Consider the following 25,552-nt stretch of genomic DNA (forward strand, 5'->3'; position numbering starts at 1 on the left):
CTCAGAGGCTGGCCAGCCAGTCGGGGTTGATGTTCACCCTCTTTTCTCTCCATGCCCTGAGCGCTCTGTACATCGCCGCCCCAGCGATGGCTGAGAGAACGCTCGCGAGGCCCGTTATGAGGCCATCAAGCAGGCCCGCCACCAGCGCTCCAGTGAAGCCTTTGGCAACGAGGGAGGTCATGAAAACAAGCCCTCCGGCCGCGGCCCCGATGCCAACGATAACGGCCCCCATCAGGGCCCCGAAGACGAAAACCTCCCTGGCGTTGTCCAGTGCGGTTCCGATTATTCCCAGCCCTTCCCCGAAATCCTTGGTCCATATGTACGCCGGAAGCATCATGGTGATTATCCCCATCAGGAAGATCGCAGGAGGCAATCCAAGCAGTCCCGCTATCACGTACTTCGTTGTTCCGGAGAGGGCGTAGTACGCCAGTATCGCGGGGAAGAGCATGAGGCCGCCGACTATGAGGATGACGATTCCATAAACGATGCCCACCAAGAGGGCCATTATCCCTCCTGTCACGGACTCCTTTATGAGGGCTGGCTCCTCGAAGGGTATGCCCTTTTTGTGATGGTAGAATGCCCTGGTGGGGTAGTAGAGGACTGTGAGTTTGATGAACAGGGCTATAAGGGCGAGCAGAACCGCGATGCCGATGCTGAAATTGGGATTGTATGCTACCGGCTTCATATCCGTATCGAGCCCGGAGATGGCCAGGAGCGCACCGGCTATCCCTGACGCCGCAACGGGATACCTCCATAGCTTTTTGTCCTCGGAAATGGATGTAATGGCTTCCGCCAGTGCTTCAAACGCTTTCATGGGGCATCACTTACATCTTCCCTTTTGAAATTCTCATCCTTCGTGGAGGATGTGGCAAACTTCCCAATGACCCCTTAAAGTCGAAACCCTTAAATATCTTTCTGATTAATACTGCCTTGAAAAGATGATTGAAAAATAGTTCCACTTGGAGAGGTATCATGTGTTCTTTCGCCTTTGAGGGGATGATGTTGTCCTGCGTCCTTTCAAAAACCGCGTTCGAGTTTGTGCGTGGTTATCTTTTTCCTTGAAAACTTGCCCTTCGGGACGGGATGGAGGTCAGAAACTAACATTTTTGTAAAGTAATTGCTGACGTGTTGTTTCCGCTCCAAAGGTGGCTAGGGATCAGAGTATGTCCCCTTCGGAGGGTTGCTGAATGGTAAGAGTCACAACGGAAAGATTTTAATGCTTGAGGAAAAATACTGACTTCGAGCTAAAGGCATGTGAATAGAAACTATAACCGGTGAGCTGGGATGATCGAGCTGATTTTTGGCGCGGCGTTCCTTGTATCGTACGTTTTACTCTTCTATAACTATCACCTTACGGGACGGAAGGCGCTCGTTTACTACGCACTGGCGTGGTTCAGTCTTTCGATACACTTCTTCGTCCCCGGGGAATCCATATACGCGGTCGGCCTCGCCTTCTTCGCATTCTTTATCTGGCTTGGGAACATAAGGGCCTCGGACGAGCTCCTATGCCCTCTTAGATATTCCCGGGAGCTTAGGTATTTCTCCGTTATCCCTATAGCGGGGTTGATCTTCCTATTTCCTGAACATTCTATAGCTTCCTTCGCCGTTCTCTCGGCGAGTGTAATGTTCTCGGGGATTTACTTAATCCTTACTGGGAACGGCGATTTGAGGCTAATGGGACTCCTTGAAATTCTCTTTGCCGCCATTTCATTCCTCAGGGGTTACTACTTTTCCAATTCCTACGTTGGCCTGGTTGAGGCGCTCTTGGCCTTTGTCCTCTCCTACGTTTCAATAAAGACCTTCCTCGATAGTTCATTCATCGGCGAGTTTGAGGTGATGGATGTAAAGACCGAGCTGAAGCCCGGGGTGGTCATGCTCGGGTCCGTTTCAGAGGATATCTTTGAGGGTGCTCTGGTATTTTCAAGGCAGAGGAGGGAGTTCCCTAACTGGTTCTGGATAACCAAGGTTTCTGATGGGGGAATTTCGCCCACCAACCTTCCCAAGATACTCGACATCGCTGTTAAATTCATGAAAAGGGCCAACGAGCACGGAAAGCGCCCGGTCATCGTTATCGACGGCCTTGAGTATCTAATCCTTGAGAATGGATTCTCCGCGGTTATCAAATTCTTGGCAACGATGAGGGACTACGCTCTGCTCCACAATGCAACCATCGTTATAGTGGGGGACGATTCCTTTCTGGATGAGCGGGAGAGGAAGATACTCCGCAAGCTCCTCGATTAGCCAGCCCGGCAAAGCTCTTAAGTCCTGAAGGGGATTAGATGAAACGGTGGGCCCGATGGTCTCCTTTGAGATTGTCCGTGGAGACATAACCCGTTTTCCAGCTGAAGTCATAGTCAACGCCGCCAACCGCTACCTCGAGCACGGCGGTGGCGTCGCCTACGCCATAGCGAAGGCCGCCGCTGGAAACGCCCGCGAGTACATCAGGATAAGCAAGGAGGCGATGAGGGAGCAGCTCGGGAAGGAGTCAATCGAGCATGGAGAGGTCGTTGTGACTCCTGCGATGAGGCTCGAAAGGCACGGAATCAGGTACGTCATCCACACGGTCGGACCCTACTGCGGTGGCGTCTGGGATAACGACAGGAGAGAAAAGCTCAAGAAGGCAATACTCGGCGCGCTGAAAAAGGCCGATGAGCTTGGCGTGGGGAGTATAGCTTTCCCGGCCATAAGTGCAGGCATCTACGGCTGCCCGCTGGAGGAGGTAGTGAGGACGTTCAAAGAGACGGTCGAGGAGTTCTCGAAGGAAGCGGAGAGCGTCGAGAGGGTTTATCTGGTGCTGTATTCGGAGAGGGATTACAGGGCTGCAAAGAAAGCCTTTGACTTTGAGTGAGGTTTTTATCATTCGCTTTCAATTACTTCCTTGGTGATACTCATGCGCATCGAGGACGTTTACATCTGGGACATAAACGCCAAGTGGCTCGGGATTACTCCTTACCAGCTCATGGAGAACGCCGGCTCCGGCGTTGCCAGGACGATTGAAGAGCGCTTTGGAAAGGGGCTCAAAATTGCAGTCTTCTCCGGGACTGGGAACAACGGCGGCGACGGCTTTGTGGCGGCCAGACACCTCAGCTTCGAGAACGATGTCACGCTCTTCCTCGTGGGGGATGAGGCGAAGATAAGGAGCGAGGAAGCCAGGCACAACTGGGAGATACTCAAGGGCCTCGACTTCGTGAAAATCAAGGTTCTCAAGGATTCCGCCTACATAAAGTCCCTCGACCTGAGCGCTTACGACGTTATCGTTGATGCCCTTCTTGGGGCCGGCACAAGGGGCGAGCCGCGCGAACCGATACGCTCCGCGATAGAGAAGATTAACGAATACGCCGGAAAGGCCAAGGTAGTCAGCATTGACCTTCCGAGCGGCTACCCAAGCGGGGTTCGCGTTAAAGCGGACTTCGCGGTGACCTTCCAGTGGGACAAGGAAGAGTACGACGGCTTTGAGAGGGTAATAGTCAAAATCGGCTATCCAAAGGAGCTCTACCACCTCGTTGGCCCCGGTGATGCAAAGTTCGCACTCAGGAAGAAGGGCGAGCACAAGGGCCAGAACGGCAAACTGCTCGTTATCGGCGGCAGCGGAGACTACTACGGTGCCCCCTACCTCGCTTCCAAGGCCGCGAGCTATCTCGTTGACCTCGTTTACCTGGCGATGCCCTCTGAACCGGCAATGAGGATAAGCGACCCCGATTTAATCCTCAGGCCTATTGGGGGAAGGAACTTCTCGCCTGGACACGTTCATGAACTCCTGAGCATAGCTGAAAAGGCCGACGCCGTCGTCATCGGCCCGGGAATCGGACTCACTGAGGAGACGAAGGAATTCGTGAGGGAATTTGTAAAGCGCTGCGAAAAGCCGATGGTCATAGACGCCGACGGTCTAAAGGCGGTGGCCGAGGATTTGAGCGTTCTCAATGGAAAGACCTTTGTCTTAACTCCCCACGCCGGCGAATTCGGGGTTCTCTTTGGCGTGAAGCCCGAGAGTTTGTTCATAGAGAAGGCTGAGGTTGTGAGGGAGAAGGCCGGCGAGGTTGGCGGCGTTATCCTGCTCAAGGGGGCCTACGACGTCATCAGCGACGGAAAAACCTGGAAGTACAACAGAACAGGGAACAGAGGCATGACCACCGGTGGAACGGGCGATGTCCTGGCCGGTCTCGTTGGCGCTCTGCTCGCACTCGGCAACGAACCGTTGAGGGCCGCTTCCGCTGGAGCCTTCCTCAACGGCCTCGCCGGGGACATGGTGAAGGAGGAACTCGGCGAGAACTTCACCGCTTTGGAGGTTGCGAAGAAAGTGCCGCACGCGGTTAGGTGGGTGATGGAGTTCTGAGGTGGTACGATGGCCGGCCGCCTTTTGAAGGCCTTCCTTTTTCTTGCCGTTGTCTCCCTGGCTCTGGTTTCCTTTCTTATCTTCTTTTCAGGGGAGAAGTACCAGCTGGAGGTCGAGACCCACTTCGGCTCTCCAGTGGAGTTTGAGGGTGCGGAGCTTATGGCCGGCTATCCCAACGAGGTCACCCACGTGGCGCTCTTCAAGTTCAGGCGCTCCGGTGGGGGTAGAAGGGACTTTCGGCTCGTGAAGGCCTTTGACCTTCCCGTCGATTACGTGGTGGCGGAGATACGCGATGGGGATGTGCTCTACTGCAGGGCGGTCTTTGAGGACGGACGCTTCGTCATCGACGACGGGCACTGCTTCCCAACCCTTGAAGATGCCCTGCGGCGGAGGATAACCCTGAATTCCTGCATCAACGGCACTTACCTCGGCTACAAAATTGAAAGGAACTCCATCGTTTACTTTCTCTTCCAGGCTTCAAACGAGACGATCTGTGTGAACGAGAGTGTTGACGTCCTTGGAAGAACGTGGGGGGTTTTCGCGGAGATCACGGGCAAAAACGGGACTCTCCTGTGCACCCTGGAAGTCGTTAACGGGACGTACCTCACCGATGAGGTTGTTATGGTAAAGGAAGAGTGGTGCGGGTTGAGCTGAGGGACTTATTTGGGTTCTCTTTTAACTCAATATTGTTTCATCAAATGGGGTCATTTGAAGACAGTTAAAATCTTTTTTCTGTTTTGATTGTAAATTACTACTAAAAAGAAAAACTTTTAAGGACTTGGATTTTATATCCGTTGAAAACTCTTGGAGGCGAACTGCGTGAAGTGGCGTCCGTTGATGGCGGTCCTCCTCGGACTGCTGGTGGTAGGGGTGACAGCGGCTGGAACAAATATATCCGCGGAGGTGGCAACGGAATCTGACAAAGATACGCTGGACATTGAACCCCTGCCAACTCCAACGGGCAAAATGATGTACTTTTACGGGGAGGATGCAGTGAAAGCCTTAGTAGGGATGAATCACAAAAATCTGATGCTCAGAATAGTCCCCAGTCGTGAGTTATCTCAAGTAACGTTCTTGGGAGTATATAGGGATACCAGCGGTAGAGTATATTACTACATCGTAGAAGGGCCCGTAAAAAAGGAGACCGTCCTGAGGGACTTCATTAAAAAAGCAAAGAACTTCTCGCAGAGGCCGGCACGCAGGAAGATATCGATAATGGGACGAACCCGAGATTGGACCGACATTGGGGCAGTCACATGGAAAAAGGCCTCCGTTGGAAACACAATGGAGATGTGGGTAACGGCAGAGTTCAGCTACGTCTCCACAACATCGGGGATGAAATACTACCTTGTGGAAATCCATCAGTCGGGCAATCCCAAGAGGAGCGACATAGCCGTTGATGAGATGACCGTCGACATAAGTGTTCCGACCAGAATACCCCTTTCGGAGATATGGATAAGCAAGTGGCTACCCAAAATGGATGGGGGACCTAAAAAATACTATTCATACACTTCAACAATAAATGCGGGTGGAAACTTACTCAGTTATTCCGCCTCTGCATCAACAAGTGAGGAAACCAACGACGGCGTCACGTTCAGGTGGAAGGTTAAGAGTCGCGAGATTGGAAGGAACGTTGAGTTCATTCACTATGACTTTGTAAAGAAGATTGGAAGTGGAAGGCTCTCAAGACCTGCCTACGGAATAATCCTCGAGGCAAACCCAAGCGTTATCATTGTCTCCAAGCCGAACACAGCCCGGCTATCCTTTGAGGCCCGTGCGAAGTTCAACGTTGCCAACTGGATGATTATCCCAACGGATACACTGAAATTCGAGGTTGAGGTTAGTCCCCTCTGCGTGAAGGAATCTTAAAATCTCTAGAGAGAATAAGATAAATCAACGAGCTTCTATTCTTATTTTTATCACGATTTTGCTCAATAGTGAATGTTCCTGTGATGGTGCAAAAACTTGAAAGAGTGAACCTGTATGAAGTGGAAGCTTTGTTGGCAGTCCTGATTGGAGTGACTGCAGGTGATGAAAAATGGTGTCCGAAAACGCGGTTCGGGTGGTCATGTCGGTTCCGGTCGTTATACTTGCGGTAGCTGTCCTCGCGGTCAGGGGATTCTCCCCTGAGACAATGCTCGTTCTGGTCCTTCTCTGGGTTGCGGGTGCCCTCCTCCCCTGCGCCTGGGAGTTCCGGAACGGGAAACTGGAGGGGGCCTTTTTACTCCAGAACGTCCTTCTGTATACTGCTTTGGTGGTTCTCGTTGGGGCGGAGTACCTGCTCCTTGAAGAGAGCGTCTATGGGGTCTCCAAGGAGATGATGATGTTCTTCACAGCCTGGCTTCTCAGTGGGATTTTTGAGTTTCTCTGGCCCGGATTCGCGAGAAAGGGAGCCAATCAAGTGTCGTCGTAAACAGAAACGAGAAGAATGGAAACAACTGGAGTGGGAGACTTCAGCCCACCCCACAGTAGCTCCAGACAGAGTAGCCGTACTGGCCGTTGGCCGGATCGTGGGCTGGGGCCTCGAGGTAGACCCAGCCGCTTGAGTCCACCCACTTGTCAATCCAGCCGCCGAGGTTGCCGGTGTACTCGTGTATGCACGAGCCGGCAAACTTCGGAACGTAGACCCACCTTCCGGCTTTGCTTGAGCCGAGGTTGATGTAGGTTATCAGTCCCGGCTTGCTTCCGTAGCCGTTTCTGACGAATATCAGCTCGTCGCTGTCGTAGTAGACTATGTCGGTGCTTCCTCCCGCGAGGTTGTCGTGTATCCAGATGAGGTTCTTGAGCCTGTCCTTGTTGAGCCACTCCTCGTAGTCGCGGTAGAATATTGTCGGCTGTCCCTCGTAGGTGAGAATGAACGCGTAGGCCGGGTACTTGTTCCAGATTATGTCCGTGTCGTGGTTGGCGACGAAGGTCACCGCCTTGAACGGGTCGCGGCTGACTACGGTCTGGCCGTTCCTGAGGGCATCGACGAGGGCGGGGATGTTGTTGTTATCGAAGGCCTCGTCCATCTTGTAGTAAAGGGCGAAGTCAAAGACCTTGGCGCCGCTGTCGTAGGCCCAGTTGAGAAGGGCATCAACGTTGGTATCCCAGTATTCTCCTACGGCCCAGCCTCCCCACCAGTTCAGCCAGTCCTTGACGACCCAGGGGGCGTAGCCCTTGACGTAGTCGAAGCGCCAGGCGTCGATGCCGATGCTCCGGAGGTAGGCGGCATAGCTTTCGTTGCTGGCCCAGAGCCAGTACTGGTCCCAGCTCTTGTCGTGGCATATGTCCGGATAGCCGCCAAAGGTTCCGGAATCGCCCGCGTGAAGCTCGTTCGGGTGGAAGTCGAGGTAGTTGGCGGTGTACTTGCCGGAGGCAACCTTGGAGAAGTCGGTCCAGGTGTAGTCGTTTACGAAGGGGTTCCACTCCAGGTCGCCACCGGCGCGGTGGTTGATGACTATGTCCGCTATGACCTTCATGTTGTAGGCGTGGGCGGTGTTTATCATGTTCACCAGCTCCCCCTTTGAGCCGAATCTCGTTTCCACCGTTCCCTTCTGGTAGTACTCACCAAGGTCGAAGAAGTCGTAGGGGTCGTAGCCCATGGAATAGCCGCCGCTCATGCCCTTGCTCGCGGGGGGAATCCATATTGCCGAAATCCCGGCACTCGCCCAGTCGGGTATCTTCTGGGCTATGGTGTCCCACCAGATTCCTCCACCTGGGACGTCCCAGTAGAAGGCCTGCATTATGACGCCGCCGTTTTCAAGGGTTTCCGCCTTTGCCGGAACTGCCGAGGCGCTGAGAAAGACCAGAAGTACTAGAATTGCCACCAACACCTTTCTGGCCATGGCAATCACCACCAGATGGTCAGAATATATCACCGATGGTGAAATATTTAAACTTTGCCACTATTGTTCATTGTAGGACGTAAAAGAACACCGGGTGGATGGTCAGAAATGAAACATCCCGTTTCAACATTGAGTTTTTCTCTCCGTGAGCTAGCCCTTTAGGGAGGGCCAGTTGAAAGAGAAAGGGCAGGATAACAAGGCTTAGTCATCTTCAATCATCTGTCGGGCCTCTTGGGCCTTTCCGCACAGCTCGCAGCTCTGCATGAAGACAAGCATGTTGAGGAGGTGGAAGAGCTCTATCTCCGTTAAGTCGACGTCGGCTTGGGATATTCTCTTAAGAATCGACTGAGAATTAATCTCTATTTCGTCCAGAACCTCCTTGGCAAGTTTTACCAGCTTCTCTCTGTTTTTTATCTTAAACCCTGCCTTCTCGAGGATCTGGACGAGCTTCTCCGCCTCGACCTGGAGGTAAGCCTGTCTGAACTTCTCTACGCTCTCGTCGGGGTCTGCCTTGATGAGGTACAATCTCGCGGTCCTGGAGTAAACCCTTTCGTTTCCTTGGACTTCAAGCTCCTCCACGAGACCTGCGTTTTCCAGCATCTTTATGTGTCTGTATATGGTCGTTCTGTCCTTTCCGAGGATATCGCTGAGTTCGTTGACGGTCATTGGGCGATCCCTTAGGAGTTGTAGGATTTTGAGTCTGGTCCCTTCCGAGAGCACCTTCACCTTCTCGGGCTCTGTGATTATCAAAACTTCCCTCACTCAGTACTCCTCCAGCTTGTCCTGGGGGGTTTCTCCCTCCTCAACAATCTTCCTACCCGCCGCAACCATGTCTATGCTGTGCACCACGCCGCCGAACTCCTCTATCGTCCTGACTATCTCGTCGTAGTCGAGGTTGTCGCCGGCCATCGTTATCTTGACGTTCTCCGTCTCCTTGTCTATCTCAACGAGGGTTATGTTGACCCCATCGACCCCGTCGAGCTCGCTGAGTCCGAGCGCCAGCTCCGTCACCATCGGCTGGTGCGGTTTAAGCACATCCAGAACCAGTAACCTTATCCCCTTTGCCATATCCCATCGCTTCCCCTTTCTAGGAGTTATTTTTTAAGTATTTCTCCCAGCTTCTTCAAGAGCGCCAGGGTCTCCTCGTCGCGGCCCATCCTGGCCATGGCCAGCCACTCGATGGCGTGGATGATGTCCTCGTTGGAGAAGTCCTTGAGGGCCTCCTCGTTGGCCTCGATCTCCTTTGATATTTCCGTCTTGCACTCGTGCTCCTTCTTGAGAAGCTCATCCATCGTGTTGAGTAGCTCCTCGTCATTGAACTCATAGCCAAGGGCCTTGAATATCTCCAGCTTTATCTTGAGCCTTGAGCGGGCGAAGTAGCGGAGCTCCTCGTCTCCGAGGTACATGTTGATGTAAAATGCGTCGGCCGTTCTTCCGTAGTATTTCTCCACCAGGTTGCCCTTCATCTCAGTCCTCTTGACCTCGACGAGGCCGGCCTCCTTGAGCTTCTCGATGTGGTGGTATATCGTCTGGGGCGTCTTCCCCAGTATCTCGCTCAGCTGGGAGATGGTCATCTCCTTGTTGCGGAGCAGTCCGAGGATCCTTCTCCTCGTGTCCTCAAGCATCAGCTTTATAACTTCCGGGTCCGTTATGACCTTCACTTTCGCCATTTCCACCACCCAATTTAAACGTTCTAATGCTTCTTTTAACGTTATGGCATATAACCCTTTTGCTTTCTGCGGTAGCTTTATATACGTAAAGGCCCTGGTTCATTAGGGCCACTGCTGGACAAAATATCCACCTTCCCGGATGTACCCATCTGGGGAGGAAGGCTTAAATATGGGCTCCCGAAAAACCTTCGGAGGTGGACAAGATGGAGGCACCAAAGCTCGATTTCCTGTTTTATCCGAAGAGCGTCGCGGTCATCGGGGCGTCAAACGTCCCCGGAAAGATAGGAAACTCGATAATGCGTTCGATAACGCTCAAATTCGATGGAAAGGTCTACGCCGTCAACGTCAAGGGCGGCGAGGTCGAGGTCAACGGGAAGAAGTTCCAGGTTTACAGGAGCATTAAGGAGATACCCGACGATGTCGACGTCGCTGTCATAGCGGTTCCGGCGAAGTTCGTCCCCGACGTCATAGACGAGTGCGGCGAGAAGGGGGTTAAGAGCGCCGTCGTCATCTCCGCCGGTTTCAAGGAGGCCGGAAGGGCCGAGCTTGAGGAGGAGCTTGTTAAGCGCGCCAGAAAGTGGGGAATAAGGCTCGTCGGTCCGAACTGTCTCGGCGTGACGAACCTCGAGAACGGCTTCGACTGCAACTTCAACCCGCCGGAGAGACAGGCGAGGCCGCCCTTCGGAAAGGTCGCCTTCATGAGCCAGAGCGGTGCCTTCGGTGCTGCAATCCTCGACTGGGCCGCCAGCCACAAGATAGGAATGAGCAAGTTCATCAGCCTCGGAAACATGGCCGACCTCGACGAGAGCGACTTCATGGCCTACCTCGGCGACGACCCGAAGACCGGAGTCATCACCGGCTACATAGAGGGCGTCAAGGACGGAAGGAAGTTCTTCAACACCGCCAAGGAGGTCACCCTCAAGAAGCCCGTCGTCATACTCAAGAGCGGTAGAACTGAGGCCGGCGCCAAGGCCGCAGCTTCCCACACCGGTTCACTCGCAGGTTCCTACAAGATATACGAGGCCGCCTTTGAGCAGACCGGCGTTCTGAGCGCCAAGAGCATGCGCCAGCTCTTCAACTACGCCAAGGCCTTGGCGATGCAGAAGCCGGCGAAGGGCAACAGGGTTGCGATAGTCACCAACGGCGGCGGTGCTGGTGTCATGATGAGCGACGGTCTGCTTGAGAAGGGCATGAGGCTCGCGGAGCTGAGCGAAGAAACTAATGAGCGCTTTAGGAAAGACATCGAGGAAGGCAAGCTCCCGCACCACATGAGCTACAGGAACCCGATAGACGTCATCGGCGACGCCCCATCGAGCAGGTACGAGATAGCTATGCGCTACGCGCTGGAGGATGAAAACGTTGACGTCCTCGTCGTCATAGCGCTCTTCCAGAGCCCGGCCCTCGACGAGGGAATCGTCGAGGCGATGGCCAGGATGCAGGAGTACGGCAAGCCGATAGTCTTCGTCGCCCCCGGGGGGACTTATCCGCACAAAATGGCCAGGAACATCGAGCTCAAGGGCGTTCCCGTCTACGAGACCGTGGAGGACGGCGTCGATGCGGTCTACGCCCTCGTCAAGTACGGCGAGTGGCTGAGGGAGAATGGAAAACTTTAAATCCCCTTCTTCCCTTTCTCTTCCCATGCCCGGTGATTGCTTTTGGCCCTGGTGAAGCCGACCTCTTCTTGACCGTCTTAGTCTGGAGTTTCGTTTCCACTGGAGATGGAGGTGCTTTGAATGGACGACTTTAAGGTCACTCCATGGGACGTTGAAGGTGTGGTAGACTACGCGAAGCTTATAGTCGAGTTCGGAACCAGTCCGCTAACGGACGAGCTTATAGAGAAGACCGCGGAGCTTACGAAGAGCGAACTTCCAATATTCTTCAGAAGGAAGTTCTTCTTCTCCCATAGGGACTACGATAAGGTTCTTGCCGACTACGAAACGGGGAAGGGCTTCTTCCTCTATACCGGCAGGGGGCCGAGCGGGCCGATGCACATTGGCCACATCATACCGTTCTACGCCACCAAATGGCTCCAGGAGAACTTTGACGTCAATCTCTACATCCAGATAACGGACGACGAGAAGTTCCTGTTCAAGGACAAGCTCACCTTCGACGATACGAAGAGATGGGCCTACGACAACATCCTTGACATTATAGCGGTCGGCTTTGACCCGGATAAAACATTCATCTTCCAGGACAGCGAGTTCACCAAGATATACGAGATGGCCATTCCTATAGCCAAGAAAATAAACTACTCGATGGCCAGGGCTGTTTTCGGCTTCACCGATCAGAGCAAGATTGGAATGATATTCTACCCAGCCATACAGGCCGCTCCGACCTTCTTCGAGAAGAAGCGCTGTTTAATCCCAGCTGCGATTGACCAGGATCCCTACTGGAGGCTCCAGAGGGACTTCGCGGAGAGCCTAGGCTACTACAAGACCGCTGCAATTCATTCTAAGTTCGTTCCGGGGTTGATAGACCTCGGCGGAAAGATGAGTGCAAGCAAGCCAGAGACGGCCGTCTACCTCACGGATGACCCCGAAGAGGCGGGCAAGAAGATATGGAAGTACGCCCTTACCGGTGGGAGAGCGACAGCGAAGGAGCAGCGCGAGAAGGGAGGAGAACCTGAGAAGTGCGTCGTCTTCAAGTGGTTCGAGATATTCTTCGAGCCGGACGACAAGAAGCTCATGGAGCGCTATCACGCGTGCAAAAGTGGCGAGCTCCTCTGCGGCCAGTGCAAGCGCGAGCTGATTGAGAGGGTTCAGGAGTTCCTCAAGGAGCACCAGAAGAAGAGGAAAGAGGCCGAGAAGAAAGTCGAGAAGTTCAAGTACACCGGCGAGCTGGCGAGGGAGCAGTGGGATAAGAGCATCCCGGAGCCGCTGAAGGAGTGATCCCTTTCGCAACCCTTTTTATATGTGAGGACTTCTTCATATTGGGGCGCTGGGAATGGGGTGGGTTAAGTGGGTTCAGGTCCTTTTGGCGTTCCTCCTCTTTGTTCCTGCCGTTTCGGCCCATTACTACGTTGTTCTCGATGAAAGGCTCGCGGGTCTGTACCCGTATGCCTGTGAGGTGGCAAATCTCCACAACGGGACTGTGGTTATTTCCAACTTCTCGAATTTCAGCTTTCTCGGACCGAATGATTACGTCCTTTTTGTCGTGAATTCCTCCCGGTTCGAGAGGAATTTCGTATATTCAATCTACCGCCGGCTTGACCGCAATGGGGACGGCATTTACGACCCGGCGGTTGGGTTTTATCCAGTTGAGAGGGAGGAGGATTTTGCCGGCTGGGCAAGAGCTCTTCGGAGTTTTAGGCCCGGAAAAGCACTCTTCATAGAAGCGGGGAGCTTTGAATACGGGGAGTACGTGAGGGCTGCCGAGAAAGCCTCACTGGTATGGATTGGGGGTCATGGGAGCCCTTCGGGGGTGGACATGGGATGGTGGAGGTTCGATAGGGACCACATGGGCGAGCCCGTGGGAAGGGCTTTTGTCTTTGAGTCATGCGATGTTGGGGAGGTGTGGAAGTCCAATGCCTCCCTCGTCCTTGCCCTTCTCCGGAGGGGCTCGCCGGCCGTTGTAGCATCGGTGGAGATGGGTGGCGTCTCCTATCTCTCCAGCGGGTTCTGGGCCTCAGGTTATCCGTTGGGAAAGCTCGTCCAGATCAGCAATGCATACTTCCGGAAGGTTGGAATTCACCCCAAGGCCGTTCTCTTTGGAGACCCGGCACTGCTCCCGGTGAGCTCCCCTGAGTACTCTGTTTCCAAAAAGCCTGCATCAGGTATTTATGCCATGATATTCCCTCCCGTGAATGGGGAGGTTTACATGCCCGGCGGCTCTTTGCCCGTTTCTCTGTTCAGGGCCTACGGGCATATATTTAACCCCCTGGACCTCTGGAAGAGTGTCGTGACGCTTGGGGGAGTGGGCCCCATCATCCCCATATTGGGGGCTGTCTTGCTCTTACGACAGAAAAAACCCGACCGGGAGGAAGCCTGCTGGGTGGCTGCGTCTTCAGCGATACTCCTCCTGTTCCTCGGCATCCTCTGGGGATACCCTCCGGTAGGGGCGTCGCTGCTTGTGCTCTTGACGTGGGCCGTGGCTCTGCTCCTCTCACGTCTCAACCTGAAGTGGGGGTTCCTCTTTCTGTTTCTGCCGCCCTCATTGGTTGTCTCCCTGGCACTCTTGGCTGGCTATGCAACCTCATCATACTGGGCCTTCACGCTCTTTGTGTCTCTCCTGACATCTTTGTTCCTATTGGGCCTCCTGCTGGGCATGTATAGGGCGTTTCAGATGGTATCCGCAGCCTTCAGGTGAACCCCCGCTCCTCCTCGAACTCCCTTCCTTTCTCGATTTCCTCTCCCTTCAACTCGACCCTGAAGGTCTCTTCAGCTCGCACGTCCGGCCTCAGCCTTATGTCCAGAACGCCCCGGATTATGAACTCACCGTGCCCGAGGGTGACGGTTCCGCCGCCGAGGGACTCCGCCACCATCTTCGGCGTTATCGTGCCGTAGGAGCCGACCATGATGACCCTCTCCCCGGGGAGCATCCTCTCCCTGAACTCGAAGCTTCGACCCTTGCCGACGATCTTTTCGTACTCAAATCCTTCGGCGCTTATGGCGACCTTAACGGTCCTAGCCTTGGTGAGCGTCGAGTAAACCGTTCCCATGATAAACTTCCCGTCTCCTCTGAAGTTTATTTGGGCGGAATCGCTTTCAGTGGCAACGGTTACAGTGCCACTCCCTCTAACGTCCCCGTCATCGGTGAAGAAGAGCACCACGATGTTTTTGTAGAGTTCATCGGTTATCCTAACCGCCGGAGCTTTTACGAAGCCCGTTCCGTCGGGAGAAACGGCCACCTTGAACGGTGAGTCTGTGAAGGGAACCCGTGAGGCCCTCTTTTTCTCTCCCGGGATAAACTTTCTCTCCACGTGGTAGCTCCGGTTCTTTCCACTTCCGACCCAGTAGCCCCGCAGCTCAAGCGTTCCCGTCTCGAATTCAAGCTCCTCAGGAAAGGTTACCTCCGAGTCCGAGAAGCCCGCCAGGCTCGCGAAGTTCTCGGCGCGCCGGTACTCCCTCCGCTTTCTGAGCAGGGAGTAAGCGCCAAGGGACGTTATCAGGAGGAAGAAGATGAAGAAGCCCAGGATGAACACCCTCCCTTCGGGAACGTTGATGAGCATGTATATCAGCGGCAGCGTGAAGAGCACTATGAAAATCACCAGGAAAATGAAGACGAGCGTGCTTCCCCTCTCCTTGAGGACGACGAGCTTCATGGGTTTCACCAGTGAGGATTTGGGTGAAGTGGTTTATTATCCTTCCCGCGAGCGGTTTATAACCCCCTTCCCGAAATTTATGCCGGTGCTGCATCATGGTGCGCCTTCCCTTCCGTGACACATACTACGAAATCAGGCCGAGCAAGATAGTGGCCCTGGCTAAGAACTACGCCGAGCATGCCAAGGAGATGGAGAGCGACGTTCCTGAGAGGCCGGTGTTCTTCCTCAAACCTCCGAGCGCCCTCATCGGTCCTGGCGAGCCGATAATACTGCCGAGAATTAGCAAGCGGGTTGACCACGAGGTAGAGCTGGCGGTGATAATCGGGAAGCGCGCGAAGCGCGTGCCGACGGAAAAGGCCATGGACTACGTGCTCGGCTACACGATACTCCTTGACATAACCGCTCGCGACCTTCAGGCCGAGGCGAGGGAGAGGGGCCTCCCCTGGAGCATGGCTAAGGGATTCGACACCTTCGCCCCGGTCGGTCCGAGGGTGGTTGATAAGCGAGAGCTTAACATCGAGGACCTAGAGATAGGTCTCAAGGTGAACGGCCAGCTCAGACAGCTCGGACGGACGAGCGAGATGGTCTTCAAGGTCCCGGAGCTGATAGAGTACATAAGCTCGGTGATGACCCTCGAACCCGGGGACATAATAGCGACCGGAACTCCCGCTGGAGTAGGCCCGCTCAGGCACGGGGACAGGGTTGAGGCGTGGATAGAGGGCATAGGTAGGGTCGAGTTCGATGTTCTGGCCGAGGGTTCGATACTCTGCTGAAAAACTTTTTTAAGTTTTTAATCTTTAACTGTCTTCGGTGGTGTCATGAAGCCCGTCCGTTGGCTGGTGGTTGTCGTCCTTGTCCTCTCAATCCTGATCGCGGGCTGTCTCGACAACAACTTCGTCTACGCCAGGGGAAAGAGCGTTCCAGCCGGGGAGAGCAGAGAGTGGCCCTTCAGGGGTCCGGCGAATCTGACGGTTGAGATAAGCTCCAGCGTTCCCATTGAGGTGAAGGTTGTCTCCTCCGACGGGACCGTGCTGAGGGACTTTGGAACCGTCAGGGAAGTAAATGCGGTCGTTGAGCTTCCGGAGGGCAGGTGGAAGGTTGTGGTGAGGAACCCCGGCAACGAGACCGCGGTCATTGACGTGACCCTGAAGACCTGAGCCTTCGTTTTTCCCAGAACTTTTCCTAAATCGCTTCAGCATTTTCAAGTTTCAACTAACCATCGTTCGGCGGATTAAACGGCACATTAAACACCCTTCGAGCCTTCAATGTCGTAATGTGCGTTGGTGTCCAATTGTCCATCTTCCTGATGAATTTTTATTCATGCTGAGACTAAAAACGGCATAAAAGTCTGTTTTAACTCGTTTTTGGTTTTAAATCCGCGTTCTTGGCATTTACAGGTCTGAAAAACTTTATATTACCAAACGGGCCAATCTCCAAGGAATGCACATTCCTAAAGAACGTGGACATGAATGCTCATAACTGTACAGGAGGTTGGGAGATGGCGGATGCCAACTGGAAGGTTGGAGACGCGAGCTGGAAGCGTAAGGATTCGGACGAGACCTACCGCGAAGTGACGCCCGCTGCTATAATACTGGGTGTCATCTGGGGCGCCTTCATGGCCGCCAGCTTCACCTACGCGGGAATGATAATGGGCTTCACCTCCGGCGGTTCGGCGATAGCTGCCATCGTCGGCTGGGGAGTCCTCAGGGGAATCCTCAAGAAGGGAACCGTCGTTGAGAACAACATCGTCCAGACCATAGCCTCTGCCGTCAACATCTCCGTTTCGGGAGTCATCTTCACCATCCCGGCGCTCTACATCATGGGACTCCACGAGGAGATAAACACCACGTACTTCTTCCTCGCCACCGCGGCCGGAGCTATACTGGGAATCACCTTCATAATCCCGCTGAGGAAGCAGATGATCGAGATAGACAGGCTTCGCTTCCCGACCGGAACGGCCGTCGCTACCGTCCTCAAGACCCCGGGAAGCGGAATCGAGAAGGCCAGACTGCTCTTCCTCGGCATGGCCGTCAGCGCGGCCGTCTATCTAGTCCAGCAGTTCCCGGTGCTCGGCCTTCCGGAGATAATCCCCGAGTACATTGACCTTGGAGCCATACTCCACCTCCCCGAGTGGGTCAGCCTGGCCATGGCCCTCTCGCTGATGGTCTTTGGAATGGGCCTCATCACCGGAAGGAACGGTCTCATAGTCCTCGCCGGTGGAATACTCTCATACTACATCATCACGCCCATAGTTAAGACCCTCGGCTGGCTCCCGAGCGACGTCACCGGTGGAGCGATTAGTGGCTTCGTCTACGCCAACATGACCAGGCCGCTCGGTATCGGAATGCTCCTCGGCGGCTCGATAGCGGGTCTCATACTCTCGATGCCCGTCATCATAGTCGCCCTCAGGAGCATAGCCAACGCGAGCAAGCTCGGAACCGGCAGGAACGAGGAGCTCCCGATAAAGTACCTCTACGCCGGAATAGCCTTGGCCTTCCTCCTCCTGCTGATAACCACCTACCAGCTCGGCGGCCTCGGCATCGGCAGGAGCCTGCTCACGGCACTCGTCGGTGTCGCCTGGATATTCGTGGCGGCGCTGCTCGTTGCCATGTCCACCGGAATGACCGACTGGAGCCCTGTCTCCGGCCTCTCCCTCGTGTCGGTCATGATACTCCTCTACCTCACCGGCAAGCAGGTGCCGCTGACCATACTCCTCGGAGCCACCGTCGGTGTCGCCATCTCCGGCGCCGCTGACATGATGCAGGACCTCAAGACCGGCCACCTCGTTGGCGGTATTCCCTCCAGGCAGCAGAAGGTTGAGCTCCTCACCGCCTGGATAGGCCCGATAATAGCCCTCACCGTCGTTGGCCTCATATGGAAGGCCTACGGCATCGGAAACGAGATGGTCCCGGCGCCGCAGGCCATGGCCCTCAAGTCCATGGTCGATGCGATCCTCGGCGGCAACGTCCCGGTGGACAAGTTCATCGCGGGAGGAATCCTCGGCTTCGCCCTCTCCATGAGCGGAATACCGGGACTTGGCGTCCTCGTCGGCCTGTCGATGTACCTGCCGATGCTCTACATCCTGCCCTACGGACTCGGCTGTATCGTTCACGAGGTGGCGAAGAGGAAGAAGGGCAACGAGTTCATAACCGAGAAGGTGCTCCCGGTCGCGGCCGGACTGATGGTCGGAGAGGCGGCAATGACGCTCCTCTTCGCGGTCCTGACCGTTATGGGAGTGCTCCACCCGTGAGGTGATGGAAATGAAGAAGCTCGTTGGAAACGTCCTGCTCACGGTAGGCCTCGTTGCGGGAGCCATCACCGCCGCCAGGATACCGCCCATGTGGGGCGGCTTAGCCGCTTCCCTGGTCGTCATGGGGGCGGGCATCTTCCTCAGGCGCCAGGGTGCGAAGGAGGAGCTCCACAGGGCGGCCCAGAGCGGAACCGGAGGCGTCAGGGAGCTTGAGAGGCTCCTCACCGATGCCCTTGGCAGGATCGAGAGGATAATGGACGCCCCGCGCGAGAAGGCCGTTGAAGAACTCACCGGAATCCTCGAGGAGCTCGATGAGTTCGCCGAGAAGGCGCAGCCCCTCAGGATAGAGGGCCTCATGACCTACGGAACCATCATGAGCGTCTTCAGCAGGGGCGAGAGGGCCCTCAACAGGGCCTGGAGCGCCTTCGCGGACGGCTATGAGAACGAGGGAAGGAGATACCTCCGCTACGGCTACGACGACCTCAAGGAGACCCTCAGCGCGGTCAAGGCGCTGAAGGTCTGAGCTCTCTTTCTTTTCTTCTCCTCTGGCTATTCTATTACGTAGGTGTGTACCATGAGCCCGCCGTGGCCGATGAGGCGGTGGTGCTTGATCTCGAAGCCGTTCTCGGTCATCGCCTTCTCTATCGCCCTCTTTTCGGTGGTTATGAAGACGCCGCGCTTCTCAAGAACCTTTGAGAGTTCCTGGAAGAAAGCCGAGTAAAGCTTGGGGATCATGCTCTTCCTGCCTATTTTAAGGCCGTAGGGAAGGTTGCTCACCGCGAAGTCCACACTCTCGACGTATTCGCTCAGCTTGGTGGCATCTCCGAGGAGGAACTCTATCCGCTCCAGGACTCCTGCGGAGAGGGCATTAATCTCGGCCCCGCGCAGGTGTTTTCTATACTTCTCCAGGCTGATTATCCGTCCATCGTAGCCCCTCAGGGCCAGCTCTATAGGAATCGTACCGCTACCACAGAATGGGTCGATGAATGGGCCGCCGTCCGGTTTTGCCAGCTCAATCAGTGCGTTGGCTATGCTGGCCTTTAGGTGCGCCGGGTGGTCGTAAACGCGCCACGGCCTCTTGTGGAGGGAGCTGTCCCCGGTTGTGTCTATTCCGAGGAAGAAAACATCCCCAACCAGCTCTGCCCGGAATATGACAGCCGGGTGGTCGAGGTTGACCCTCGGAGTTCCGAAGCGTTCTAAACGCTCGAATATCGCCTTGCCGACGGTCTTTGATACGTCAAGGCTCGTTATCTTATGCTCACCCTTCCGGAAGCTCCTCACGGCGAAGCTCTCGCTGACTTTTACAAAGTGCTCTATCGGGAGCGATGAAACGAAGTCCTCAATCCGTTTGAGTGCTTTTTCCGGCTCGTCATCGCCTATCCCTTCAAAGCGCTCGATTGCTATCTCCAATATAACCCTGTGGAGGAGCCTGGAGCGTTCGTTCAGGTACGTTGGGACGCTCAGTTCCCGCTTCCTTCCCTTTTCGTCGGTGTAGTAAGCCTCGCCGACCTCGGCAAGAACCCGCCCTTCAACGCCGAGAGGCCTCTCTTCCACACGAAACGGAACTCCAAGGCCTGAGAGCAGGCTCTCGACCTCGGCCTTTGCAAGGTCCTCGATTCCCTGTGAAGTGGTGAGCAGGAGTCTCATGATAACGAATGTCTGGGTCCCCTCTTTTAAGCTTTATTTGGTTAATGCCTCCGTGCACTTTTGTATAACTTGGTTATTGGATATCAAAATGATTTTATTCCATTGTATGTTATGACATTTTATCTATCGTCAAAAGTTCATTTGTCGAACTGTTAATTTCAACCAACGTAATTCTTATAAGTTTGTGATGTTACAAAACCATACGCGGTGAATGTATATGTGTGGCGATGGATTTGTTAGTTCATTATATCTTGACAAGGTACTCGATGAGTACATTCTGTTCTCGCCAAAGACGCTCCACCTTATTCGGCTAGATGCTGAGAGCTATGAACTGCTTGATTCCATCAGAAAGCGCGGAGTCGAAGAGGGCGTTAGTGAGTTCTTGAAAAAATACCCTGAAATCAGCCCTCAAGATGTGAACCGGGTGATAGAAGGCCTGAAGGCCTTAAGCGCGGTTCCTCCTTACTTGAGCGTGGACTCTAAATCGTCCGAGGTTGTTCCAACTTCCGTTGCCCTCTACCTGACGAGTGCGTGTAACTTTAAATGCGTGTATTGTTATGAGCAGCAGCACGGGATTCTGCCGTTTATGATACGTGATGAAAATGATGCAGATGACATAATTGAGTTTTTGCTTTCCAAGGGGTCTTCCAAACTGTCAGTTGGTTTCTTCGGGGGTGAGCCTCTCCTGAACTTTCACATGCTCAGATATATTGCCGAGACTCTTTCGCGGAGGGCAGCCTCCCTGGGGAAGACCGTTAATTTCAGCATCACCACAAACGGTTACTTGATAACGCCTTCTGTTGTGGATTTCTTCAAAAGATTCCGCTTTAACGTCGTTCTCAGCATGGACGGACCCAGGGAGATACAGAATCACAACAGGCCCACGAAAACTGGGGATCCAACGTTTGACGTTGTAATGAAAAACCTCCGGCTCCTGCTTACCAGTGGTGTTCCTGTGACTGTGAGGGCAACGATACTTCCGGAGCAGATTGACAGGTATTTTGAAATTTTTAGATTTTTTGTGGAAAACGGCGTTAGGAGTGTTCACATTGAGCCCGCATCTATCGGCTCAGATAGTTTCCGCGAGATAGTCTCACCACTGAAGGAACAACTGAAGCTCATTGCCGAGTACGAACTCGAGCACATCGAGGAGACGGAGATGTTTAGGTACTCCCACTTCAGGAAGTACTTCACGATCCTCGCCTCAAGGCGTGCCCTTGTCTATCCTTGCGGCGCTGGCAGGAAACTTTTTGGTGTATCCTCGGACGGAAAGCTTTACCCTTGTCAGAGGTTCGTGGGAATGGACGAGTTCGTCGTGGGGGACGTTAGATCGGGTGTCAATGTTGATTCAGAGGTGATACAAAAGATACTTCGCAATCCCCCGAGGGAACCGTGCAACCACTGCTGGGCCTATCCCTTGTGCAGGGGGGGCTGTTACTACATAAACTACATGTATTCGAGGGACATTCACAAACCTGACCCCTATTACTGCGAGTTCATTAGAGAGCTGATACGGCTTTCCATGTGGCTTTACGTCAAGGTTAAGCGAAACCACCCTGTGATTTTCGAGAAGATGTTGAAATCACTTGATTACTACTCACCCCCTTACGGGGTGAGCGAGGCTTCGGCCGATGAGTCAAAAATTAAAAAGGAGGTAGGTGAAGTATGGAGTTCGAGGTCGTGAACCCCGGAGACAAGACCAAGATCTGGATCGGGCCCTGTGGAGCTCTCGACCAGGGCGGCTGCCCGTTCCCGGAGGACTGGGAGTGCTGGTGGCCGGAGGACATATGCTACAGGCCCGAGCCAATCTGATGGGCTATTCCTTTAATAATTTTTTATCTTTGAACTTTTGGCATAGGAGAGGTAAGCAATGAGACTCCCGATCAGGACCCTCGCCCGGCTGGTGGCGGTTTACCTTGGCGTCCTCCTAGTGATCGTTCTGGTAGCCGGCGCCAGCTCGAACAAACTGACCTGGGAGTACGCCCACGAGGCTGTTCTTAATATCCGCGAATCCAACCCGGCTTTTTACGCCGAGCTTGAGAGGAACGCCACCAGGGAGGGCCTGACAGTCGATGAGTACTACTACCGAATACTCACTAAGGCAAAGGGAGTCGAAACCGACAACCTTCTCCTCATGGGGATAGACCTCCTCAGGAAGAGCTTTGACTACTACCGCGAGAACCCCAAGTACGACTTCGCCCACGTCATAAAGGTGACCCTCGCCGTCATGGGGCTGGCCATGGTCTTGACCCTTCTCCTGGGTCTCTTCCTTGGCTTTAGGCTGGCGAACGGTAGGTTCCTTGGGACGGTTGAGGGCCTGGCGCGCTTCTTCAACGGCCTGCCCTCCTGGTGGATAGGTGCGGTTCTGATAGCGGTCTTCGCCGTTGAGCTGGGCGTTCTTCCCATCGCCGGCCTGAGGAGCACTCCACCAAAGGAGGGCTTTGAGGGTTTCCTGGACGTCCTCTGGCACCTCGTCCTCCCGGTTTCCACGCTGGTCTTCGTCTACGTCTGGGAGTTCGTGGTCACGGTGGCCCACGAGGTGAGGAACGAACTTGGAAAGCCCTACGTCCTCACCGAGAGGGCCAAGGGCCTTCCCGAGGGGCTGATATACAGGAAGCACGTCCTCAGAAACGTTTCCATCGTCCTGAGTTCTTTCACGGTCCAGAAGTTCGTGGAGATGTTCACGGATTACATAGTCATCGACGTCCTCTTCGGCCTCGGCGGTCTTGGAACCCTCCTAAGGGCCAGCTTCGTCAGGACCATAGTCCCGGCCATAGGCGTGGTGGTGCGCTTCGACTACCGCCTCTTCTTCGTCGTAACGCTGTCGATAGCCACCATAACGTTCCTCTTCTCCCTCCTGCTCGAACTGACCAAGGGACTGCTCGATCCGAGGGTGAGCTGAAATGGGACGGAAAGCTGGAGTGGCGATACTGGTAATCTTCGCGCTCTTCGTGGCCTTCTCGAACGCAGGCGTGAGCGATGAGGACATTGCCAACTGGGAGAATCTCAACTACTGGAAGGACAACCCGCGAATGGCATATCCCTCGTGGTTCGCCCTATTCGGCGACAGAACTCCCACGGTCTTCCTGGAGCCGTCGCTCGTTGAGGAGAACGGTTCCTCAGTTTACAGGTTTTCCTACGAACATGCCTACCACGACAAACCGAGCGACGTTAGGTTCTACGGCCTCCCCTACGGTGAGGAGGTTGAGATAAGCGTTCTGAGGCCGGACGGGATTAGAGTGCCCCTCTACGGCGGTATAGCGACCTCGAGCAACCTCAGCCTCAACACCAACATGCGCACGGGAGTTGTTTCCTCACTTTCCGACGTTCTCAATCTCAGCGAAGCTGGATACGTTCTCTTCTCCGCCACTGAACTCCTGTTCTCCCGCGACGGAAGTATGGCGACTCTCAACGGAGAGTACGTCTTTGAGGTTCGCTTAGTGGGAAACGCCACACCCTCCGTTGAAATCCTCGGAACCTGCTACGGTCTCCTCGGCACGGACTCCTACGGCAGGGACATGTGGGTGGGCTTCGTCAAGGGAATGAACAACACCCTCTACCTGGCCTTCTTCACCACCGTCATAATAGTGGCCCTGGGGGTTCTAATAGGTCTCATTTCGGGCTACGTTGGCGGTGCCCTGGGTGAGTTCATAACGTTCCTCCTGGAGGTTCTCGTCGCTTTGCCGATGCTCCCGATACTCGTTGTCCTCGTCTGGCTCTTCTCCACCCAGGGCTACGGCCAGCAGGTCAGGATAAACCCCGTCCTCTTCATGTTCTTCGTCGCCCTCCTAACCCTCGGGAAGTTTGCCAAGACGGTCAGAATGATGACGATAAGGGAGAAGGTGAACGAGTACGTCAAAGCCGCGGTGAGCATGGGCGCCGGCACGCTCTGGGTCCTGAGGAGGCACATACTCCCGCCGGTCGGGGAGTTCTCCCTCAGGTACTCCACCATACTCCTGGCCAGGATAGTGGCGCTGGTTTCGGTTTTTGGGTTCTTCGGCCTGATTCCGGGCACAAACTGGGGGTCGTTCATGATAGAGGCCATGAACCAGGGGGCGCTCTACGGGGGCTACTGGTGGTGGATAGTGGCTCCCGGCCTCGCCATGGCGGTTCTGAGCGCCGGTCTGGCCTTTGTATCCTCTGGCTCCGGTTAGCTACTCCAGTATCGCCACCACACCCTTCCACTTCTTTCCGAAGCACTCGCTCGCCAGGACGTGCTTGCCTGTCAGCCGCTCCAGGAGCTTTGTTCCGCCGTCGCACTTCTTGAAGCCAGTGGCTATCCCGACTGTAAAGCCCTCTATCTCCCGTATCCCCACGCGCTTTGTGCCGTCCAGCTTTTCCCTCAGTTCGTCGCCGTACTTCCAGAGTATCCTCCTCGGGTCCAGGAGGAGGTCCCTTTCAACTCCCTCAAGGACATCCTCGAAGTCCCGGGTGAACTCTTCTTTTTCCTGTTTCTCCTTCCCGAAGAGGGTGAATCTGCCAGTCTGCCACTCCCTGAGGAACCACCTCGCCGTCTCCTCCAGATCGACCTCACCGCCGGCCTTTATGAGGCCCCTCCTTTCTCCTATCCTCCGGAGGATTTCCTCCTCGCCCTCAAACTCCTCGATGCCGAATTTCTCGGTGAGGGCCTCCTTCCTCGTATCCAGAATACGCCTGATGAGTTTGAGCGCCGGTTTGACGGGCTCGTCTATCTTGTCCGCGGGGAAGCCCCCCTTGATGACCAGCTCGTCGAAGTCGTCTATCGGGATGACGCCGGGGCTGTCGAGGAGCCATAGCTTTTTGCTCAGCTTTATCAGTTGTTTACCCTTTGTGTAGCCGGGAATCGGGGCGGTTCCAACTGCTTTCTTTCCCTTCAGGGTGTTGATTATGGTGCTCTTGCCGACGTTGGGATAGCCGATGAGGGCCACCTTGACCTTTTCCCTCTCATCCAAAAGCGGCCTGGCGAGCCTCTTTATCTCCCTCCTCAGTATTCCGGTTCCCTTCCTCTCACGGGCGGAGATGAAAACCACCGGTATCTCGCTCTTTCTCTTGTACTCCTCGGCCCATTCTTTTGGTACCAGGTCCGCCTTGTTCATGACTATGAGGAGCGGTTTTTCCTCCTCCAGGATGAGCCTCTCAAGCTTTCGGTTCCTTGTTCCTATGGGGTCACGGGCATCGACGACCTCGACGATAACGTCGGCCTCGTCAACTACCTCCCTCACCACTCTCCACGCCTTTCTCGCCTTCATCTCTCACCACCGTTATCTCGAAGATTACGGTGCCGCCGTCCGTGTACGGCGGCCCCGGGTCGAGGCACTGAACGTATGCCTTCTCTCCCCTGCCTAGGCCTAGTTCACTCGGCTTAATACCCTTTCGCAGCGCAACTATGTACGGCAGCAGCGATGCGAATGCATGGGTGCATATTGCGTCCGTTTCATCCAGGTTCACCCTGGGCCCCTCAACCACTATCCTGTCTCCAACATGAAAAACGGGACATTTTCCCCGGATTTCTACTACGCGAATCTCTAACCGCTCCATACACTCACCGAAACCTAAATAAAGATTGAAGTTCAAAAAACTATTCGA

At 54.7% G+C, this 25,552-nt stretch carries 26 protein-coding genes; 17 read left to right on the forward strand and 9 right to left on the reverse strand.

The genetic code is table 11. The features are described 5' to 3' along the window. Window position 1: 1 nt before the first annotated feature. Complete coding sequence (locus tag FPV09_RS08945; protein WP_148883139.1) at window positions 2-814, reverse strand: hypothetical protein; 813 nt, start codon at window positions 812-814, stop codon at window positions 2-4. A 470-nt stretch (window positions 815-1,284) separates the two neighbouring features. Between FPV09_RS08945 and FPV09_RS08950 the strand changes: the two genes are divergently transcribed. The 6 genes from FPV09_RS08950 (at window position 1,285) to FPV09_RS08975 (ending at window position 6,746) form a co-directional block, all read left to right on the forward strand. Then, window positions 1,285-2,241 carry a DUF835 domain-containing protein gene (locus FPV09_RS08950; protein WP_148883140.1) on the forward strand — a complete coding sequence of 319 codons (957 nt, stop codon included), beginning with the start codon at window positions 1,285-1,287 and terminating at the stop codon, window positions 2,239-2,241. 55 nt (window positions 2,242-2,296) lie between these two features. After that, a complete protein-coding gene (locus tag FPV09_RS08955) occupies window positions 2,297-2,848 on the forward strand; it encodes a [protein ADP-ribosylglutamate] hydrolase (protein ID WP_148883799.1) in 552 nt (183 codons plus the stop codon). A 42-nt stretch (window positions 2,849-2,890) separates the two neighbouring features. Continuing rightward, a complete protein-coding gene (locus FPV09_RS08960) occupies window positions 2,891-4,333 on the forward strand; it encodes an NAD(P)H-hydrate dehydratase (RefSeq protein WP_148883800.1) in 1,443 nt (480 codons plus the stop codon). 9 nt (window positions 4,334-4,342) lie between these two features. Next, a complete protein-coding gene (locus tag FPV09_RS08965; protein ID WP_148883141.1) occupies window positions 4,343-4,987 on the forward strand; it encodes a hypothetical protein in 645 nt (214 codons plus the stop codon). Between the two features lie 183 nt (window positions 4,988-5,170). Beyond that, on the forward strand, window positions 5,171-6,202 hold the full coding sequence (locus FPV09_RS08970) for a hypothetical protein (RefSeq protein WP_148883142.1): 1,032 nt from the start codon (window positions 5,171-5,173) through the stop codon (window positions 6,200-6,202). 169 nt (window positions 6,203-6,371) lie between these two features. Continuing rightward, window positions 6,372-6,746, forward strand: a complete 375-nt coding sequence (locus FPV09_RS08975; RefSeq protein WP_148883143.1) for a hypothetical protein — start codon at window positions 6,372-6,374, stop codon at window positions 6,744-6,746. A gap of 40 nt (window positions 6,747-6,786) precedes the next feature. On the opposite strand, the gene FPV09_RS08980 is transcribed toward FPV09_RS08975, so the two are convergent. From FPV09_RS08980 to FPV09_RS08995, 4 genes are all read right to left on the reverse strand, one after another. Beyond that, window positions 6,787-8,160 (reverse strand): alpha-amylase, encoded by a 1,374-nt coding sequence (locus FPV09_RS08980; RefSeq protein ID WP_148883144.1) that lies wholly within the window; start codon window positions 8,158-8,160, stop codon window positions 6,787-6,789. Between the two features lie 201 nt (window positions 8,161-8,361). Continuing rightward, a complete protein-coding gene (locus tag FPV09_RS08985; RefSeq protein WP_148883145.1) occupies window positions 8,362-8,922 on the reverse strand; it encodes a winged helix-turn-helix domain-containing protein in 561 nt (186 codons plus the stop codon). Then, entirely contained in the window at window positions 8,923-9,228 is a 306-nt protein-coding gene (locus FPV09_RS08990) for a DUF211 domain-containing protein (RefSeq protein WP_058939297.1), read from the reverse strand. A gap of 26 nt (window positions 9,229-9,254) precedes the next feature. After that, on the reverse strand, window positions 9,255-9,830 hold the full coding sequence (locus tag FPV09_RS08995; RefSeq protein ID WP_148883146.1) for a helix-turn-helix domain-containing protein: 576 nt from the start codon (window positions 9,828-9,830) through the stop codon (window positions 9,255-9,257). A gap of 203 nt (window positions 9,831-10,033) precedes the next feature. Between FPV09_RS08995 and FPV09_RS09000 the strand changes: the two genes are divergently transcribed. From FPV09_RS09000 to FPV09_RS09010, 3 genes are all read left to right on the forward strand, one after another. After that, window positions 10,034-11,443, forward strand: coding sequence for an acetate--CoA ligase family protein (locus FPV09_RS09000; protein WP_148883801.1), 1,410 nt, complete (start codon window positions 10,034-10,036; stop codon window positions 11,441-11,443). A 120-nt stretch (window positions 11,444-11,563) separates the two neighbouring features. Then, window positions 11,564-12,718, forward strand: a complete 1,155-nt coding sequence (locus FPV09_RS09005) for a tryptophan--tRNA ligase (RefSeq protein WP_148883147.1) — start codon at window positions 11,564-11,566, stop codon at window positions 12,716-12,718. 55 nt (window positions 12,719-12,773) lie between these two features. Further along, entirely contained in the window at window positions 12,774-14,135 is a 1,362-nt protein-coding gene (locus FPV09_RS09010) for a hypothetical protein (RefSeq protein ID WP_148883148.1), read from the forward strand. On the opposite strand, the gene FPV09_RS09015 is transcribed toward FPV09_RS09010, so the two are convergent. After that, window positions 14,128-15,090, reverse strand: a complete 963-nt coding sequence (locus FPV09_RS09015) for a hypothetical protein (protein WP_148883802.1) — start codon at window positions 15,088-15,090, stop codon at window positions 14,128-14,130. The genes FPV09_RS09010 and FPV09_RS09015 overlap by 8 nt on opposite strands. 95 nt (window positions 15,091-15,185) lie before the next feature. Here FPV09_RS09015 and FPV09_RS09020 point away from each other — a divergent pair, with 95 nt between their 5' ends. The 4 genes from FPV09_RS09020 to FPV09_RS09035 all read left to right on the forward strand — a co-directional run bounded on the left by FPV09_RS09020 (window position 15,186) and on the right by FPV09_RS09035 (window position 18,863). Continuing rightward, window positions 15,186-15,863, forward strand: coding sequence for a fumarylacetoacetate hydrolase family protein (locus FPV09_RS09020; protein ID WP_148883149.1), 678 nt, complete (start codon window positions 15,186-15,188; stop codon window positions 15,861-15,863). A gap of 45 nt (window positions 15,864-15,908) precedes the next feature. Further along, window positions 15,909-16,247, forward strand: a complete 339-nt coding sequence (locus tag FPV09_RS09025) for a hypothetical protein (protein ID WP_148883150.1) — start codon at window positions 15,909-15,911, stop codon at window positions 16,245-16,247. A 341-nt stretch (window positions 16,248-16,588) separates the two neighbouring features. Further along, window positions 16,589-18,340, forward strand: a complete 1,752-nt coding sequence (locus tag FPV09_RS09030) for an OPT family oligopeptide transporter (RefSeq protein ID WP_148883151.1) — start codon at window positions 16,589-16,591, stop codon at window positions 18,338-18,340. Between the two features lie 4 nt (window positions 18,341-18,344). Next, window positions 18,345-18,863: a cell division protein gene (locus tag FPV09_RS09035; RefSeq protein WP_245610449.1), complete on the forward strand. Its 519-nt coding sequence runs from the start codon at window positions 18,345-18,347 to the stop codon at window positions 18,861-18,863. A 26-nt stretch (window positions 18,864-18,889) separates the two neighbouring features. On the opposite strand, the gene trm14 is transcribed toward FPV09_RS09035, so the two are convergent. Next, entirely contained in the window at window positions 18,890-19,987 is a 1,098-nt protein-coding gene (gene trm14, locus FPV09_RS09040) for a tRNA (guanine(6)-N2)-methyltransferase (protein ID WP_148883152.1), read from the reverse strand. 217 nt (window positions 19,988-20,204) lie between these two features. On the opposite strand from trm14, the gene FPV09_RS09045 reads away from it, so the two are divergent. Genes FPV09_RS09045 through FPV09_RS09055 form a run of 4 tightly spaced genes read left to right on the forward strand, consistent with a single transcriptional unit; the run spans window position 20,205 to window position 24,141 of the window. Next, window positions 20,205-21,671, forward strand: a complete 1,467-nt coding sequence (locus FPV09_RS09045; protein WP_168194751.1) for a radical SAM/SPASM domain-containing protein — start codon at window positions 20,205-20,207, stop codon at window positions 21,669-21,671. Then, the gene (locus tag FPV09_RS12245; RefSeq protein WP_281288759.1) at window positions 21,668-21,799 is read left to right on the forward strand and encodes a hypothetical protein; all 132 of its coding nucleotides are present in this window, start codon (window positions 21,668-21,670) and stop codon (window positions 21,797-21,799) included. Before FPV09_RS09045 ends, FPV09_RS12245 begins: the two co-directional genes overlap by 4 nt. 58 nt (window positions 21,800-21,857) lie before the next feature. Then, complete coding sequence (locus FPV09_RS09050; RefSeq protein ID WP_148883154.1) at window positions 21,858-22,889, forward strand: ABC transporter permease subunit; 1,032 nt, start codon at window positions 21,858-21,860, stop codon at window positions 22,887-22,889. Window position 22,890: 1 nt separating this feature from the next. Then, window positions 22,891-24,141, forward strand: coding sequence for an ABC transporter permease (locus tag FPV09_RS09055; protein ID WP_148883155.1), 1,251 nt, complete (start codon window positions 22,891-22,893; stop codon window positions 24,139-24,141). Here FPV09_RS09055 and FPV09_RS09060 read toward each other — a convergent pair whose 3' ends face one another. Further along, window positions 24,142-25,215: a GTPase gene (locus FPV09_RS09060; protein ID WP_148883156.1), complete on the reverse strand. Its 1,074-nt coding sequence runs from the start codon at window positions 25,213-25,215 to the stop codon at window positions 24,142-24,144. It abuts the gene before it with no gap. Then, window positions 25,172-25,504, reverse strand: coding sequence for a TIGR04076 family protein (locus tag FPV09_RS09065; protein ID WP_058939285.1), 333 nt, complete (start codon window positions 25,502-25,504; stop codon window positions 25,172-25,174). Before FPV09_RS09065 ends, FPV09_RS09060 begins: the two co-directional genes overlap by 44 nt. Between the last annotated feature and the right edge of the window lie 48 nt (window positions 25,505-25,552).

Source organism: Thermococcus aciditolerans (assembly GCF_008152015.1).
Classification (GTDB): domain Archaea; phylum Methanobacteriota_B; class Thermococci; order Thermococcales; family Thermococcaceae; genus Thermococcus; species Thermococcus celericrescens.

Bases quoted from the DNA above. Each gene is read 5' to 3' on its own strand.
- FPV09_RS08945 (WP_148883139.1), bottom strand. From the start codon at position 814: ATGAAAGCGTTTGAAGCACTGGCGGAAGCCATTACATCCATTTCCGAG.
- FPV09_RS08950 (WP_148883140.1), top strand. From the start codon at position 1,285: ATGATCGAGCTGATTTTTGGCGCGGCGTTCCTTGTATCGTACGTTTTA.
- FPV09_RS08955 (WP_148883799.1), top strand. From the start codon at position 2,297: ATGGTCTCCTTTGAGATTGTCCGTGGAGACATAACCCGTTTTCCAGCT.
- FPV09_RS08960 (WP_148883800.1), top strand. From the start codon at position 2,891: ATGCGCATCGAGGACGTTTACATCTGGGACATAAACGCCAAGTGGCTC.
- FPV09_RS08965 (WP_148883141.1), top strand. From the start codon at position 4,343: ATGGCCGGCCGCCTTTTGAAGGCCTTCCTTTTTCTTGCCGTTGTCTCC.
- FPV09_RS08970 (WP_148883142.1), top strand. From the start codon at position 5,171: ATGGCGGTCCTCCTCGGACTGCTGGTGGTAGGGGTGACAGCGGCTGGA.
- FPV09_RS08975 (WP_148883143.1), top strand. From the start codon at position 6,372: ATGGTGTCCGAAAACGCGGTTCGGGTGGTCATGTCGGTTCCGGTCGTT.
- FPV09_RS08980 (WP_148883144.1), bottom strand. From the start codon at position 8,160: ATGGCCAGAAAGGTGTTGGTGGCAATTCTAGTACTTCTGGTCTTTCTC.
- FPV09_RS08990 (WP_058939297.1), bottom strand. From the start codon at position 9,228: ATGGCAAAGGGGATAAGGTTACTGGTTCTGGATGTGCTTAAACCGCAC.
- FPV09_RS08995 (WP_148883146.1), bottom strand. From the start codon at position 9,830: ATGGCGAAAGTGAAGGTCATAACGGACCCGGAAGTTATAAAGCTGATG.
- FPV09_RS09000 (WP_148883801.1), top strand. From the start codon at position 10,034: ATGGAGGCACCAAAGCTCGATTTCCTGTTTTATCCGAAGAGCGTCGCG.
- FPV09_RS09005 (WP_148883147.1), top strand. From the start codon at position 11,564: ATGGACGACTTTAAGGTCACTCCATGGGACGTTGAAGGTGTGGTAGAC.
- FPV09_RS09010 (WP_148883148.1), top strand. From the start codon at position 12,774: ATGGGGTGGGTTAAGTGGGTTCAGGTCCTTTTGGCGTTCCTCCTCTTT.
- FPV09_RS09015 (WP_148883802.1), bottom strand. From the start codon at position 15,090: ATGAAGCTCGTCGTCCTCAAGGAGAGGGGAAGCACGCTCGTCTTCATT.
- FPV09_RS09020 (WP_148883149.1), top strand. From the start codon at position 15,186: ATGGTGCGCCTTCCCTTCCGTGACACATACTACGAAATCAGGCCGAGC.
- FPV09_RS09025 (WP_148883150.1), top strand. From the start codon at position 15,909: ATGAAGCCCGTCCGTTGGCTGGTGGTTGTCGTCCTTGTCCTCTCAATC.
- FPV09_RS09030 (WP_148883151.1), top strand. From the start codon at position 16,589: ATGGCGGATGCCAACTGGAAGGTTGGAGACGCGAGCTGGAAGCGTAAG.
- FPV09_RS09035 (WP_245610449.1), top strand. From the start codon at position 18,345: ATGGAAATGAAGAAGCTCGTTGGAAACGTCCTGCTCACGGTAGGCCTC.
- trm14 (WP_148883152.1), bottom strand. From the start codon at position 19,987: ATGAGACTCCTGCTCACCACTTCACAGGGAATCGAGGACCTTGCAAAG.
- FPV09_RS09045 (WP_168194751.1), top strand. From the start codon at position 20,205: ATGTGTGGCGATGGATTTGTTAGTTCATTATATCTTGACAAGGTACTC.
- FPV09_RS09050 (WP_148883154.1), top strand. From the start codon at position 21,858: ATGAGACTCCCGATCAGGACCCTCGCCCGGCTGGTGGCGGTTTACCTT.
- FPV09_RS09055 (WP_148883155.1), top strand. From the start codon at position 22,891: ATGGGACGGAAAGCTGGAGTGGCGATACTGGTAATCTTCGCGCTCTTC.
- FPV09_RS09060 (WP_148883156.1), bottom strand. From the start codon at position 25,215: ATGAAGGCGAGAAAGGCGTGGAGAGTGGTGAGGGAGGTAGTTGACGAG.
- FPV09_RS09065 (WP_058939285.1), bottom strand. From the start codon at position 25,504: ATGGAGCGGTTAGAGATTCGCGTAGTAGAAATCCGGGGAAAATGTCCC.